We start from the raw sequence: 13,753 nt of genomic DNA, 5'->3' as shown, positions 1-13,753 counted from the left end.
CTATGCCAGAGCGTCTGACCGCTGTGCGTCCCCCTCCGACAGGCACGAATCCCGGGGCAGCGCAGCATCCAGACCAGCACGCTCACTGCCCCACTGAGCAAGCCCCTGGGGCGATCCTTATCCATCGCGCAAGGCCGTGCGTGCCGTCAGCGTTCCAGCCCGTACTTGCGGATCTTGTCGTGCAGCGTGGTCTTGGCCGTTGCCAGGGCCTCGGCCGTGCGCGCCAGGCTGCCCTCGTGGCGGCGCAGGGCTTCGGCGATCAGGGCGCGCTCGAAGGCCTCGACCGTGGCCGCCAGCGGCCGGGGCGCGGCCGTGGCCGCTTCGCCAAAAGGCGGGGAGCCGGCCTCGATGCCCAGCACAGTGCGCTCGGCCACGTTGCGCAGCTCGCGCACATTGCCCGGCCAGGGGTAACTCAGCAGTTGCTGCACGCGCCCTGGCGTCAACTCGGGCACGGGGCGCTCATGGCGCGCCGCGCCCTGCAGCGCAAAGTGCTCGAACAGGCGCGGAATGTCCTCGCGCCGCTCGCGCAGCGGCGGCAGGGTCACCGTGGCCACGTTCAGGCGGTAGTACAGGTCGGCGCGGAAACGCCCTTCGCGGCTCAGCTCCAGCAGGTCGGTCTTGGTCGCGGCGATCACGCGGCAATCGATGGGGATCAGCGTGTTGGAGCCCAGGCGCTCCAGCACCCGCTCCTGCAGCACGCGCAGCAGCTTGATCTGCATGGCCATGGGCATGCTCTCGATCTCGTCGAGGAACAGCGTGCCGCCGCTGGCGTGCTCGATCTTGCCAATGCGCTTCTTGCTGGAGCCCGTGTAGGCCCCGGCTTCGCTGCCGAACATCTCGCTGTCGAACAAGGTGTCGGGCAGGCCGCCGCAGTTGATGGCGACGAAGTTGCCGCCGCGCCGCGCACTGGCCTCGTGCAGGCAGCGCGCCACCAGTTCCTTGCCGGTGCCGGTCTCGCCCTGGATCAGCACGTCGGCGGCGCTGCTGGCCAGGCCCAGCAGCATCTGGCGCAGCTGCTGCATGGCTGCGGAGCGGCCGATCAGGCGGCTCTCCAGGCTGTCGCGTTCGTCCAGGCGCTGGCGCAGCGCCCGCACTTCCAGCACCAGGCGGCGCTGCTCCAGCGCACGCCGCACGGCCCCCACCAGGTGCTCGGGGGCAAACGGTTTCTGGATGAAATCGTGCGCACCATCCTTCATGGCCTGCACGGCCATGGACACGTCGCCATGGCCGGTGATCAGCACCACGGGCAATTCACGGTCCATGGCCATCAGCTCGCGCAGGAACGCCATGCCGTCCATGCGGGGCAGGCGGATGTCGCTGACCACGATGCCCGCGAAATCGCGCGACAGGCGCCGGCGCGCCTGCTCAGCACTGCCCACACTTTCGGTGGCGATGCCTTCGAGCTGCAGCGCCTGCTCGCAGCCCAGCACGATGTCGGGGTCGTCTTCGATGATCAGAACTTTGAGGGCGTCGGTCATGGGGTGTGCGGGGGGGAAGGCGCCAGCGGCAGGCGCAGGGTGAAGGCGGCACCACCATCCGGGTGGTTGGTGCCGGTCAGCGTGCCGCCGCATTCGCGCACGATGCCGGCCGACAGCGCCAGCCCCAGGCCCAAGCCCACCCCTGCTTCCTTGGTGGTGAAAAAGGGCTGGAACAGGTGCTGCTGCGCGGCCTCGCTGAGGCCGGGGCCATGGTCGCGCACGGTCACCAGGGCCGCGCCATCGACCTCGGCGCAGGCCAGCTCCAGCTGCGGTGCGGACTGGCCGCGCATCGCGTCCAGGGAGTTGTTGATGAGGTTGACCAGCACCTGTTCGATGCGGTTGCCATCACACCAGGCCACGGGGTCGGCCCCATCGGTCTGACGCAGGATCTCGGCCCCGGTCTCTGCCACGCGCGGCTCGAGCACCGACAGGGCATTGTCCAGCGCGCGCGACAGCGGCACCGCCTGCGGAGCGCCGCTGGACTTGCGCGCGAAATTGCGCAGCTGGCCCGTGATGCGGCCCATACGGTCGGCCAGTTGCGCCATACGCTGCAGGTTGACGCGCGTGGTGTCCAGGTCCCCGCGTTCCAGGAAACGCTGGCTGTTGCCCGACAGGGTGCGCAAGGCCGTCAGCGGCTGGTTGAGTTCGTGGGCGATGCCGGTGGACAGCTGGCCGATCACGGCCAGTTTGCCGGCCTGCACCAGCTCGTCCTGGGCGGCCCGCAACGTGGCTTCGGTGCGGATGCGCTCGGCCACCTCGTCTTGCAGCAACTGGTTGGCCGAGGACAGGTCGGCCGTGCGCTGGGTGACCTTGCGCTCCAGCTCATCGTGGGCGGTCTGCAGGGCCTCGCGCGCGGCCAGACGGTCGCGCAGATGGCGGCGGCGCTCGTTGTACAGCAGGCCCAACAGGCCGACAAAAGCCGCACCGATGGCGGCGACCAGGGCCCGGCTCTGGGCAATCTGGTCCACCTGTTCCAAGTGGGACAGCACGGTCAGCGTCCAGGGCGTGCCGGACAGCGGCCGCGACTGCGCCAGGAAGCGGCCCGACACCGGGTAGACCGAGGCCGTGGTCGCACCGTCGCCACGCAGCCGCACCAAACGGGCACCCTGGTCCAGCTCGCGCATGGACTGCAGGCCCAAGGGCTGCAAGGGACGGCGGTTGTACTGCAGGCTGGCATCAAAGGCTTCGCGCATGGCGGCATCCAGCGGCAGCAGCGCGCGGAACTTCCAGTCGCTGACCGAGCTGAGAATGACCACCCCATGCTCGTCGCTGACCAACACCGGTGCTTCCACCGTGGACCAGGACTGCTCCAGCTGGTCCAGGCTGACCTTGACCACGGCCACGCCCACCGTGTGGCGGCTGTTGCCCAGGGCCGTGGCCAGGTAGTAGCCGGGTTCGCCGCGGGTGGTGCCGATGCCGAAGAAACGCCCGCTGCCGGTGTCCAGGGCATCGCGGAAATAGGGGCGGAAGGCGAGGTTCTCGCCGAAATAGCTGTCGGCGCGCGCCAGTTGCTGGCGGCCACGACGCGCCCCTGGGTCGTGATGACGTAGATGCTCAACGTGCCGGCGCGGTCATTGAGCTGCTCCAGGTAGGCGTTGACCTTGCCGGCCAACCCCGGCGTGTCCGGAGCCTGCAGCAGGTCCAGCACATCGCCCTCCAGCTCCAGCACCCCGGGCAGGAAGGCGTATTTGCCGATCTCGCGCTGCAGGCTGGCGCCGTACAGCTCCAGGCGGTGCATGCCGGTGGCGCGCAGCTCGGCGATGCCCACGCGCTGGGCCAGTTGGAGCGCCAGCCAGCCGCTCAGCCCCGTCAAGGCAAGCCAAAGCAGGAACAGAAGGAGCTGGCGCAGCGGGCGGCGGACTGGCATGGTGAGTGCGGCAATGGTAGCAGCGCCCGCCGCTGCGCCGGGGGCGCCGCCCGGAGTGGCCACGTGGTCGTTCAGGCGGTCTGGGGCGCACCGTCCTCACCCGGTGCGGGCAGGACCTCTTCGCGCTCGGCCAGGGCCGGATCGACGGGGTCGATGGCGTTTTCCCACTTGGCGACCACGGCCGTGGCAATCGCGTTGCCCAGCACATTGGTCAGGGTACGGCCCATGTCCAGGAAGTGGTCGATGCCCAGGATCAGCAAAATGCCGGCCTCGGGCAGGCCAAACATGGGCAGCACGGCGGCCACCACCACCAGCGAGGCCCGCGGCACGCCGGCAATCCCCTTGCTGGAGACCATGAGCACCAGCAGCATGGTGATCTGCGCCGTCAGCGACATCTCGATGCCGTAGGCCTGGGCGATGAAGATCGCCAGGAAGGTGGTGTACACCATGGAGCCATCGAGGTTGAACGAGTAGCCCAGGGGCAGCACAAAGCCCGTGACGCGCGGCTTGACGCCGAACTTCTCCAGCTGCTCCATCAGCTTGGGGTAGGTCGATTCGCTGCTGGCCGTGGAAAAGCCCACCAGCAGCGGGCCGCGGATCAGCTTGAGCAGACGGAAGATGTCCTTGCCCAGCACGACATACCCGGCCACCACCAGCAGCAGCCACAGTGTGGCCAGGGCCAAGTAGAAGCTCAGCATGAACTTACCGAACACCGACAGCATGCCCAGACCCTGGACGGTGATGGTGGCGGCCACGGCGCCGAACACGCCCACGGGGGCGAAGCGCATCACGTAGTCGGTGACCTTGAGCATCACGTGGACCACCTCCTCCATGGTGCTGACCAGCGAACGCGCGGTCTGGCTGTGCAGATGGCCCAGGGCCACACCGAAGAACAGCGCAAACACCAGGATCTGCAGCACCTCGTTGGTGGCCATGGCCTCGAAGATGTTCTTCGGGAAGACGTGGGTGATGAAGTCCTTGAGGTTCAGCGCCGAGGTCTTGAGTTGCAGGCCAGCGGCCGAATCGGGCAGCGGCACATTCAGGGCATGGCCAGGCTGCAGCAGGTTGGAGAACACCAGACCGATGAACAGCGAGCAGAACGAGGCCGCAATGAACCAGCCCAGAGCACGGCTGCCGATGCGGCCCACGGCCTTGGCATCGCCCATGCCCGCCAGGCCTGCGACCAGGGTGGCAAACACAAGGGGCGCAATGATCATCTTGATCATGCGCAGGAAGATGTCGGTCAGGATGCTGAAGTAGCTGGCGATCTCCTTGGCCGCTTCGGGACTGGGAGCGTAGCTGTGGCAGGCATAGCCCACCAGCACACCCAGCACCATGGCCATCAGGACCAGGGTGGTCAAACGATTGAATTTCATGCGGTTTTCCGTTGATTGTTGGTCGGGCGTGCAAGTCAGCCCCAGGGGCGGCAGTGCTTGGCCCTGCCCTTGCCCCACGCCTGCAACACCAGGACCTCAAGCCACTGGGTGCCAGGCATGGTTTGTCTCCCATGCATACACAGCCACCGTTGTGGCCTGCGCCTGCATTCGCAGGGACCGTGCCAGCTCTAAAATCAACGCCAAGTGATTGATTTTCTTATGAGAAGCAAACATTTCCGCATAAAATCGCACGGAATTCCGAACAACCCACAGGGCCACACATTCGGAATTCCGAACATCGCCTTCTGCGACGGCCACTGTCACCCAGGCGTCACATCTGCGGCCAGGAAGGCCGGTTTCGGTCGTTTGCCAACGCTGTGCCCCTGCGCAGAACGTTGGATCCACACCAAGCACCGCATAGAATCGGCCGCAGTTTTGGTCCATGCGCCTTGACACGCAAACGGCAAGAAAAAATTTTCACCATCCAAGAGAGACCCCCGATGACAAACGAAGAAATCTTGGCCCAGTACGGCCGCGCGAGGCCATGGAATACGACGTCGTGATCGTGGGCGGAGGCCCTGGCGGTCTGGCCACGGCGATCCGCCTCAAGCAACTGGCGGCCGAGAAGGGCCAGGACGTCTCGGTGGTGGTGCTGGAAAAGGGCTCCGAACCCGGTGCCCACACCCTGTCGGGCGCCATCATGGACCCGATCGCCCTGAGCGAACTGATCCCTGATTGGAAGGCCAAGGGCGCGCCCTTGAACCAGCCCGTCACCGAGGACGCCATGGTGTTCCTGAGCGAGAAAAGCTCGCTGCGCACCCCCAACTTCCTGCTGCCCAAGTGCTTCCACAACGAAGGCAACTACATCGTCCGCCTGGGCTTTGTGACCAAGTGGCTGGCCGACCAGGCCGAAGCCCTGGGCGTGGAAATCTTCCCCGGCTTTGCAGCGGCCGAAGTGCTGTTCAACGACGATGGCTCCATCAAGGGGGTGGCCACCGGCAACATGGGCGTGGGCAAGGACGGCGAGCCCACGGGCGACTTCCAGCTGGGCATGGAACTGCACGGCAAGTACACCATCTTTGCCGAAGGCGCTCGCGGCCACCTGGGCAAGCAACTGATCGCCAAGTTCCAGCTGGACGCCGACAAGGACCCGCAAACCTACGGCATCGGCATCAAGGAATTGTGGGAAATCGACCCTGCCCGCCACAAGCCCGGCATGGTCCTGCACACCGGCGGCTGGCCCATGGACAGCAAGACCTATGGTGGCGGCTTCCTGTACCACCTTGAGGACAACCTGGTCACGCTGGGCTATGTGGTCGGCTTGGACTACGCCAACCCCTACCTGTCTCCGTTCGAGGAGATGCAGCGCTGGAAGACCCACCCCAACATCCGCTACTACCTGGAAGGCGACGAGGCCCACGGCATCAAGCCGGCCAAGCGCATCTCCTACGGTGCCCGCGCCATCACGGCCGGCGGCATCCTGAGTCTGCCCAAGTTCGTGTTCCCCGGCGGTGCGCTGGTGGGCTGCGATGCCGGTTTCCTGAACGTGTCGCGCATCAAGGGCAGCCACGCCGCCATCAAGACCGGCATGCTGGCGGCCGAAGCCGCCTACGAAGCCATCGTTGCCGGCCGCCAGGGCGATGTGCTCTCGGCCTACGAAACCGCGTTTGAAAGCAGCTGGCTATACGACGAATTGTGGAAGGCCCGCAACTTCAAGGCCTGGTTCAAGAAGGGCCTGTCCACCGCCACCGTCATGAACGGGGTCGAGCAGTTCCTGCTCAAGGGCAACATCCCCTGGACGCTGCACCGTGACAAGCCGGACCACGCCTACCTCAAGCCGGCGGCAGAGTGCCAGCCCATCGAATACCCCAAGCCCGATGGCAAGCTGACCTTTGACCGCCTGTCCAGCGTGTTCATCAGCAACACCAACCACGGCGAGGACCAGCCCGCCCACCTGACGCTCAAGGACGCTTCGGTGCCCGTGAGCATCAACCTGGCCAAGTACGCAGGACCGGAAAGCCGCTACTGCCCCGCTGGGGTCTACGAGTTCGTGGACAACGAGGCCGATGGCGGCAAGCGCCTGCAGATCAATGCGCAGAACTGCGTGCACTGCAAGACCTGCGACATCAAGGACCCCACGCAGAACATCGTCTGGGTAACGCCCGAAGGCGGTGGTGGCCCGAACTACTCCGGCATGTAAGCCCTGGCCGCATGCATCGTGCAAAAAAGACTCGCTTGGCGAGTCTTTTTTCATTGCAGAACGCACTAGCCTCATGCAAAACGCACCATATCGATACATTGCGCAACAAAATTGCGCAATGTAGGAAAACTGTCACACAGCCTGCGCGACAGCCCAGGGAGCCAACATCCGCTGCTATAGACTTGATCGGCTGCAAAGCAGCCACAGCTGGCCCGTTCTTTGCATGTGCATGTCGCAGGCCGCATCGGCTTCATAACAATGGTGGAGAAAAAGCAATGAACTTCAAGTCTTGGGCACCACTGGGTGCCATCGCATTGGCAATCGCTTCGATGACCAGCGCCCATGCGGCGGACAAATCCGTGGCCGTGACGGCCATCGTCGAGCACCCTGCCCTGGACGCCGTGCGTGATGGCGTGCAGGCGGCACTGAAGGACGCAGGTTTCGAAGCCGGCAAGAACCTGAAGTGGCAGTACCAAAGCGCCCAAGGCAACACCGGCACAGCCGCCCAGATCGCCCGCAAGTTCGTGGGTGACAAGCCCGACGCCATCGTGGCCATCGCCACGCCCTCGGCCCAGGCTGTGGTGGCCTCCACCAAGACCGTGCCCGTGGTGTTCTCCGCCGTGACCGACCCCGTGGCCGCCAAGCTGGTGGCTTCGTGGGAACCCTCCAAGACCAATGTGACCGGCGTGTCTGACCTGCTGGCCCTGGACAAGCAGATGGACCTGGTCAAGCAGGTCGTGCCCGGCGCCAAGCGCATCGGCATGGTCTACAACCCCGGTGAAGCCAATTCCGTGGTCGTGGTCAAGGAACTGCAAAAGCTGCTGCCCAGCCTGGGCATGACCCTGGTGGAAGCCGCAGCCCCCCGTTCCGTGGACGTGGGCAGCGCCGCCCGTTCGCTGATCGGCAAGGTCGACGTGATCTACACCAACACCGACAACAACGTGGTGTCGGCCTACGAATCCCTGGTCAAGGTCGGCCAGGACGCCAAAATCCCGCTGGTGGCCTCGGACACCGACTCCGTCAAGCGCGGCGCCGTGGCGGCCTATGGCATCAACTACCGTGACCTGGGCGAACAGACCGGCCGCATGGTGGCGCGCATCCTCAAGGGTGAAGCCGCTGGCAGCATCAAACCCGAAGTCAGCACCAAGATGGAGTTATTCGTGAACCCCGGCGCCGCTGAAAAGCAAGGCGTCAAGCTGTCCGACGCCCTGGTCAAGAGCGCCGCGCAAGTCGTGCAATAAGCTTGCACCCTTCCCAAAGGCAGGTGCCAACGCCTTGGCCCTGCCTTTTTTCGTTGAACCCCAGCTACCGACCGTTTTCCTTCCATGTCCCTGTTTTCGCTGTTCGGTGCCATTGAAATTGGCCTGATCTTCGCCCTCGTCGCGCTGGGTGTGTACATCTCCTTTCGACTGCTGCGTTTCCCGGACCTGACCGTGGACGGCAGCTTTCCCCTGGGTGGCGCGGTCTGCGCCGTGCTGATTGCCGCAGGCACCAATCCCTGGATCGCCACCCTGGCCGCCACGGCGGCCGGCGCCGTGGCCGGCATGGTCACGGGCTGGCTCAACGTCAAGCTCAAGATCATGGACCTGCTGGCCTCGATCCTGATGATGATCGCGCTGTATTCCGTGAACCTGCGCATCATGGGCGGCCCCAACGTGCCGCTGATCAACGACCCCACCATCTTCAATCTGCTGCAACCCACCGGCATGGAAGACTACGTGTTCCGCCCCCTGCTGCTGCTGGTGATCGTGGTCGCGGCCAAGCTGGCCCTGGACTGGTTCTTTGCCACCGAGCGAGGCCTGGCCATCCGTGCCACCGGCTCCAACCCACGCATGGCCCGTGCCCAGGGCGTGAACACCGGCGCCATGATCCTGCTGGGCATGGCCGTCTCCAACGGCCTGGTCGGCCTGGCCGGCGCCATGTTCGTGCAGACCCAGGGCGGCTCCGACATCTCCATGGGCATCGGCACCATCGTCATCGGTCTGGCCGCCGTGATCGTGGGCGAGTCCATCCTGCCCTCGCGCAAGATCATCTGGGCCACGCTGGCCGTGGTGGTCGGCGCCATCGTCTACCGTTTCTTCATCGCCGCCGCACTCAACAGCGACTTCATCGGCCTCAAGGCGCAGGACCTGAACCTGGTCACCGCAGTGCTGGTGACCATCGCCCTGGTGATCCCCCAGCTCAAGCGCAAGCTGAGCCGCAAGTATTGATGCGCCCACTGTGAAGAAAGTCGAACCCCTATGTTGAGCGCCAAAAACCTCGAACTCACCTTCAACCCCGGCACCCCCATCGAAACCCGCGCACTGCGCGGCCTGTCGCTGGAGATCCCCGACGGCCAGTTTGTCACCGTCATCGGCTCCAACGGCGCCGGCAAGTCCACATTCCTGAACACCATCTCCGGCGACCAGAGCGTGGACAAGGGCAGCATCCACATCTCGGGCGAGGACATGACCCGTCGCCCGGTCTGGGACCGTGCCCACCGCGTGGCCCGCGTGTTCCAGGACCCCATGGCCGGCACCTGCGAAGACCTGACCATCGAAGAGAACATGGCCCTGGCGCACCGCCGGGGCGGCTCGCGCGGTCTGTCGCTGGCCGTCAAGGCCGAGCACCGCGAGCTGTACCGCGAACGCCTGGCCACGCTGGGCCTGGGCCTGGAAAACCGCCTCAGCGACCGCATCGGCCTGCTCTCCGGTGGTCAGCGCCAGGCCGTCAGCCTGCTGATGGCGGCGCTGCAGCCCTCGCGCATCCTGCTGCTGGACGAGCACACCGCCGCGCTGGACCCCCGCACCGCCGACTTCGTGCTGCAGCTGACCGCACGCATCGTGGCCGAAAGCAAGCTGACCACCATGATGGTCACGCACAGCATGCGCCAGGCCCTGGACGTGGGCGAGCGCACGGTGATGCTGCACCAGGGCCAGGTGGTGCTGGACGTGCGCGGCGAAGAGCGTGCCCAGATGGATGTGCCCGACCTGCTGCAGATGTTCGAGAAGGTGCGCGGCGAAAAGCTGGCCGACGACGCCTTGCTACTGGGCTGATCCACACCACGCAAAAACATAGCTGCCCGCGCTTGTCCAGCAAGCGCCGGTAGCTTTTTTTATGCAGATCGCACAGCCGCACCCCATCCGGGCGCTGTGGCGGGCAGGCACCGCCCCCAGCTCAGCGGCGCTGCGCTGCCCGGCGGGCACGCCACTTGTCCAGCTCGGTGCCCAGGAACACCACGCCCCCCGCCAGGGCGACCTTGGCCCACTGCGCCGCATCCAGCGCCGCCGAGCCAAAGATGGACTGCAGCACCGGCAGGTGCACGAAGCCCAGCTGAAGCAGCAGGCAGGCCAGCAGCGTCCACACCAGCACCCAGTTGCCGTTCAGGGCCTCCCGGCTGAAGGCCGGGGCCAGCACCAAGCGGCTGCTGAGCAGGTAGCCCATCTCCGCCAGCACGATGGTGCTGACGGCCATGGTGCGCGCCACGGCCAGCTCGGTGCCCTGCGCCAGCTCCCACAGGAACAGGCCCAGCGCGGCCGCCATCATCAGCACCGAAACCAGCAGCACGCGCCAGATGAACAGGCCGGAAATCAGGGCCTCCTGCGGCGGGCGCGGGGGCCGCTGCATGATGCCCGGCTCGGCCGGCTCGAAGGCCAGCGCCAGCCCCAGGGTGCAGGACGTGGCCATGTTGATCCACAGCACCTGGGCCGGTGTCATCGGCAGCGTCAGCTGGAACAGGATGGCGGCGATCACCACCAGCGCCTCACCGCCGTTCGTGGGCAGCATGAACAGGATGAACTTGCGGATGTTGTCGTACACCGCGCGCCCTTCGTGCACGGCTGCGGCGATGGTGGCGAAGTTGTCGTCGGCCAGCACCACATCGCCCGCCTCCTTGGCCGCTTCCGTGCCCTTGCCGCCCATGGCCACGCCCACATCGGCGCATTTCAGGGCCGGGGCGTCGTTCACGCCGTCGCCAGTCATGGCCACCACCTGGCCGTGCCGCTGCAGGGCCTGCACCAGGCGCAGCTTGTGCTCCGGGCTGGCGCGCGCGAACACGTCCACCTCCAGCGCCATGCGCTGCAGCTCGGCATCGTCCATCAGCTCCAGCTCGGCCCCGGTGACGGCGGGCTTGCCCGTCCCGATGGCCAGCTGCGCACCGATGGCGCGCGCGGTCTCGCCATGGTCGCCGGTGATCATCTTCACGCGGATGCCGGCCGCATGGCACTGGGCCACGGCCCGCACCGCCTCGTCGCGCGGCGGGTCGGCAATGCCGACCAGGGCCAGCAGGGTGTAGCCCTGGGCCACATCGGCAAAGGTCAGCCCCTGCCCGGCGGGGCCGCCCGCTTGCAAGCCAGGCCCAGCAGGCGCAGGCCGCGCGCAGCCATGTCGGTGGCCATGCGCCGCCAGGTGTCGACATCCACGGGCCGCTCGCCCTGCGGCCCCCATTCCCGGTCGCAGATGTCCAGCATCTTCTCGGGCGCGCCCTTGGCAAAGATCCAGGGCGTGCCGGCGTCATCACGGTGGCCCGTGGCCATGAAGCGGTGCTGCGACTCGAAGGGGATGGAGTCGCTGCGCGGCCAAGCGGCCGCCGCCACCTCCTGCAGCAGTCCCGCCTTGTGGCCGGCCACCAGCAGCGCCCCTTCGGTCGGGTCGCCCACCACATGCCACTGGCCCTGGTCATCGAGCGCCATGCGCGCGTCGTTGCACAGCACGCCCGCCCGCAAGGCCAGCGCCAGGGCTTCGTGGCGGTCGGGGTCGATCACGTGTGCGCCCACCTGGAAGCGCCCCTCGGGCAGGTAGCCGGCACCGCTGACGGCCACGTCCAGCCCGGCGCAGACCACGCGCTGCACCGTCATCTCGTTGCGGGTCAGCGTGCCGGTCTTGTCCGAGCAGATCACCGTGACCGACCCCAGGGTCTCCACCGCCGGCAGGCGGCGCACGATGGCCTGGCGCTGCGCCATGCGCTGCACGCCCAGGGCCAGGGTGATGGTCATGATGGCCGGCAGCCCCTCGGGGATGGCCGAGGCCACCAACGCCACCACCAGCATGAACATGTCGGCCGCCGGGTGCCCACGCAGCCAGACCCCCAGGACAAAGGTGAGCGCCGCCAGCCCCAGGATGACCCCAGCCAGCCGGTGGCCGAAATGGTCGATCTGGCGCAGCAAGGGCGTGCTGGTGCTGGCCACATCGGCCAGCAGGCGGTCGATGCGGCCGATCTCGGTGTCGCGTGCCGTGGCCACCACCAGACCGGTGGCCTGGCCATAGGCGACCAGGGTGCCGGCATAGGCCATGCCACGGCGGTCCCCCAGGGGGGCCTCGGCGGCCACGCCCTCTATGTGCTTGTCCACCGGCACGGACTCGCCGGTGAGCGCGGATTCATCGCAGCGCAGCTCCTTGACCTGCAGCAGCCGCAGGTCGGCCGGCACGCGGTCGCCCGAGGCCAGCAGCACCACATCGCCGGGCACCAGGTCTGCCGCGTCGATCTCCTGGCGCTGGCCATCGCGCAGCACCACGGCGTGCGGCGACAGCATGGCGCGGATGGCATCCAGCGCCGATTCGGCCTTGCCATCCTGCACAAAGCCGATGGCGGCATTGACCAGCACCGCCGCCAGCAGCACACCGGTGTCCACCCAGTGGCCGAGGAAGGCCGTGACCACCGCCGCGGCCAGCATCACGTACAGCAGCACGTTGTGGAACTGCAGCAGCAGGCGCAGCCAAGCACTGCGCCGGGGGGCCGCCTGCAAGCGGTTGGGTCCGTGCTGGGCCAGGCGCTGCGCGGCCTGCGCGGCAGTCAGTCCCTGGGGGCGGCTGTCCAGCGCGGCCAAGGCCTGCTCGGCCGGTTGCGCGTGCCAAGGCGGTGCGGGTGGGGGGCAGTCTGGGCGTGGGGTCATGCGGCATCAGCTCCTTGCCCCAACTATGCGGGCAGTGCCGATGTCGCCACCGGCAGCACCATGACCGCCTGCTCGGATATGGCTTGACGGATCGCGCCAATTCCCGTTGCGCCCCCCCGGCGGTCGCCGCTTAGCCCGCGGTCGGTGCGCCCCACTGCGCGGCAGGCACGCAGGTGCCGCCCCACATCTCGGCCAGGCGGTGGCAGCGGCCCAGGGCCACTGCACCGTCTTCAAAGTCGATGATGTAGCAGTCGTCGCCCCCCCCGGGGCGCTGCGGTAGCGGGTCGAACCGGCCGTCGGTCAGCAGCCACACCGCCGCCCGCGTGCCAGCCGGGGCGCGGCGCACGGCGTCCTGCACGGCATCGATGGCCGACTGGATGGGCGTAGCCCCGCCACCGCGCAACGGAGCAATCCAGTGCTCATTGAACAGCCCGGCCTTGCCGGGCTTTTGCAGCCACTGCGCCTGCTCACCCGCAAAACCGATGACGGCCATCGCGTCGCGGCGGCGGTAGAACAGCGTGGACAGGGCCAGCACGCAGCCCTTGGCCCAGGCCAGCTTCTGCCCGCGCAGCATGGACGCGGACTGGTCCAGCAGCACCAGGTGCAAGGTCTTGCGCCCCTGCGGCTGGCGGCGAAAGTGCAGATGCTGCGGCAGCAGCGCACCGGTGCCCTTGGCCGCCAGCGTGGCGGCCCAGTTCAGCTGACGGCTGGCCGGCCCCAGGCTGCGGCCCTTGCGTGCCGTGTTGCTGTCGCGCCCTGCCACGGCCTGTCCGGCCTGGCCCGTGGGGGCAGAGCGCGTCAGGCTTTTTTTGGCTGAAAAGGCCTCAGTGCTTTCACCGCCTGCAGGGGCTCGGCCTGCGAGGCGGGCATGGCGCCCCAATCGCCAGCCGGGTTCTGGTCCGCAGGGCCGGCGTCCGGTGCGAGCGCCGGGGCCGTGGGCGGTGGATTCGCGGCCGCCTGCG

The 13,753-nt window shown here is 67.3% G+C and carries 6 protein-coding genes and 3 pseudogenes; 4 read left to right on the top strand and 5 right to left on the bottom strand.

The genetic code is table 11. The features are described 5' to 3' along the window. Positions 1-146 precede the first annotated feature (146 nt). The 3 genes and pseudogenes from SJH88_RS01240 to SJH88_RS01230 form a co-directional block, all read right to left on the bottom strand. Complete coding sequence (locus SJH88_RS01240; protein WP_183301677.1) at positions 147-1,478, bottom strand: sigma-54-dependent transcriptional regulator; 1,332 nt, start codon at positions 1,476-1,478, stop codon at positions 147-149. Then, a pseudogene (locus tag SJH88_RS01235) lies at positions 1,475-3,345 on the bottom strand (sensor histidine kinase). The gene SJH88_RS01240 and the pseudogene SJH88_RS01235 overlap by 4 nt, the downstream one beginning before the upstream one ends. Before the next feature lie 71 nt (positions 3,346-3,416). Then, complete coding sequence (locus SJH88_RS01230) at positions 3,417-4,721, bottom strand: dicarboxylate/amino acid:cation symporter (RefSeq protein WP_274753387.1); 1,305 nt, start codon at positions 4,719-4,721, stop codon at positions 3,417-3,419. A gap of 500 nt (positions 4,722-5,221) precedes the next feature. Here SJH88_RS01230 and SJH88_RS01225 point away from each other — a divergent pair. The 4 genes and pseudogenes from SJH88_RS01225 to SJH88_RS01210 all read left to right on the top strand — a co-directional run bounded on the left by SJH88_RS01225 (position 5,222) and on the right by SJH88_RS01210 (position 9,956). Beyond that, a pseudogene (locus tag SJH88_RS01225) lies at positions 5,222-6,921 on the top strand (electron transfer flavoprotein-ubiquinone oxidoreductase). Positions 6,922-7,196: 275 nt separating this feature from the next. Beyond that, a complete protein-coding gene (locus SJH88_RS01220) occupies positions 7,197-8,162 on the top strand; it encodes an ABC transporter substrate-binding protein (RefSeq protein ID WP_043378012.1) in 966 nt (321 codons plus the stop codon). Between the two features lie 84 nt (positions 8,163-8,246). Then, positions 8,247-9,131, top strand: coding sequence for an ABC transporter permease (locus SJH88_RS01215; RefSeq protein ID WP_154162715.1), 885 nt, complete (start codon positions 8,247-8,249; stop codon positions 9,129-9,131). A gap of 30 nt (positions 9,132-9,161) precedes the next feature. Continuing rightward, complete coding sequence (locus tag SJH88_RS01210; RefSeq protein WP_042412664.1) at positions 9,162-9,956, top strand: ABC transporter ATP-binding protein; 795 nt, start codon at positions 9,162-9,164, stop codon at positions 9,954-9,956. 121 nt (positions 9,957-10,077) lie between these two features. Here SJH88_RS01210 and SJH88_RS19735 read toward each other — a convergent pair. Together SJH88_RS19735 and SJH88_RS01195 are read right to left on the bottom strand one after the other, a co-directional pair. Next, positions 10,078-12,791: pseudogene (locus SJH88_RS19735) on the bottom strand (cation-transporting P-type ATPase). 130 nt (positions 12,792-12,921) lie between these two features. Continuing rightward, the gene (locus SJH88_RS01195) at positions 12,922-13,554 is read right to left on the bottom strand and encodes a vWA domain-containing protein (RefSeq protein WP_274753386.1); all 633 of its coding nucleotides are present in this window, start codon (positions 13,552-13,554) and stop codon (positions 12,922-12,924) included. Positions 13,555-13,753: the final 199 nt, after the last annotated feature.

Origin of the sequence: Comamonas sp. GCA5 (assembly GCF_036541385.1) — a bacterium.
Lineage (GTDB): Bacteria > Pseudomonadota > Gammaproteobacteria > Burkholderiales > Burkholderiaceae_C > Comamonas > Comamonas aquatica.
The sequence above is the reverse complement of the archived record's forward strand: the minus strand, read 5'-3'. Positions and strand labels throughout refer to the sequence as shown.

Coding starts and splice junctions, on each gene's coding strand:
- SJH88_RS01220 (WP_043378012.1), top strand. CDS start 7,197: ATGAACTTCAAGTCTTGGGCACCACTGGGTGCCATCGCATTGGCAATC.
- SJH88_RS01240 (WP_183301677.1), bottom strand. CDS start 1,478: ATGACCGACGCCCTCAAAGTTCTGATCATCGAAGACGACCCCGACATC.
- SJH88_RS01230 (WP_274753387.1), bottom strand. CDS start 4,721: ATGAAATTCAATCGTTTGACCACCCTGGTCCTGATGGCCATGGTGCTG.
- SJH88_RS01215 (WP_154162715.1), top strand. CDS start 8,247: ATGTCCCTGTTTTCGCTGTTCGGTGCCATTGAAATTGGCCTGATCTTC.
- SJH88_RS01210 (WP_042412664.1), top strand. CDS start 9,162: ATGTTGAGCGCCAAAAACCTCGAACTCACCTTCAACCCCGGCACCCCC.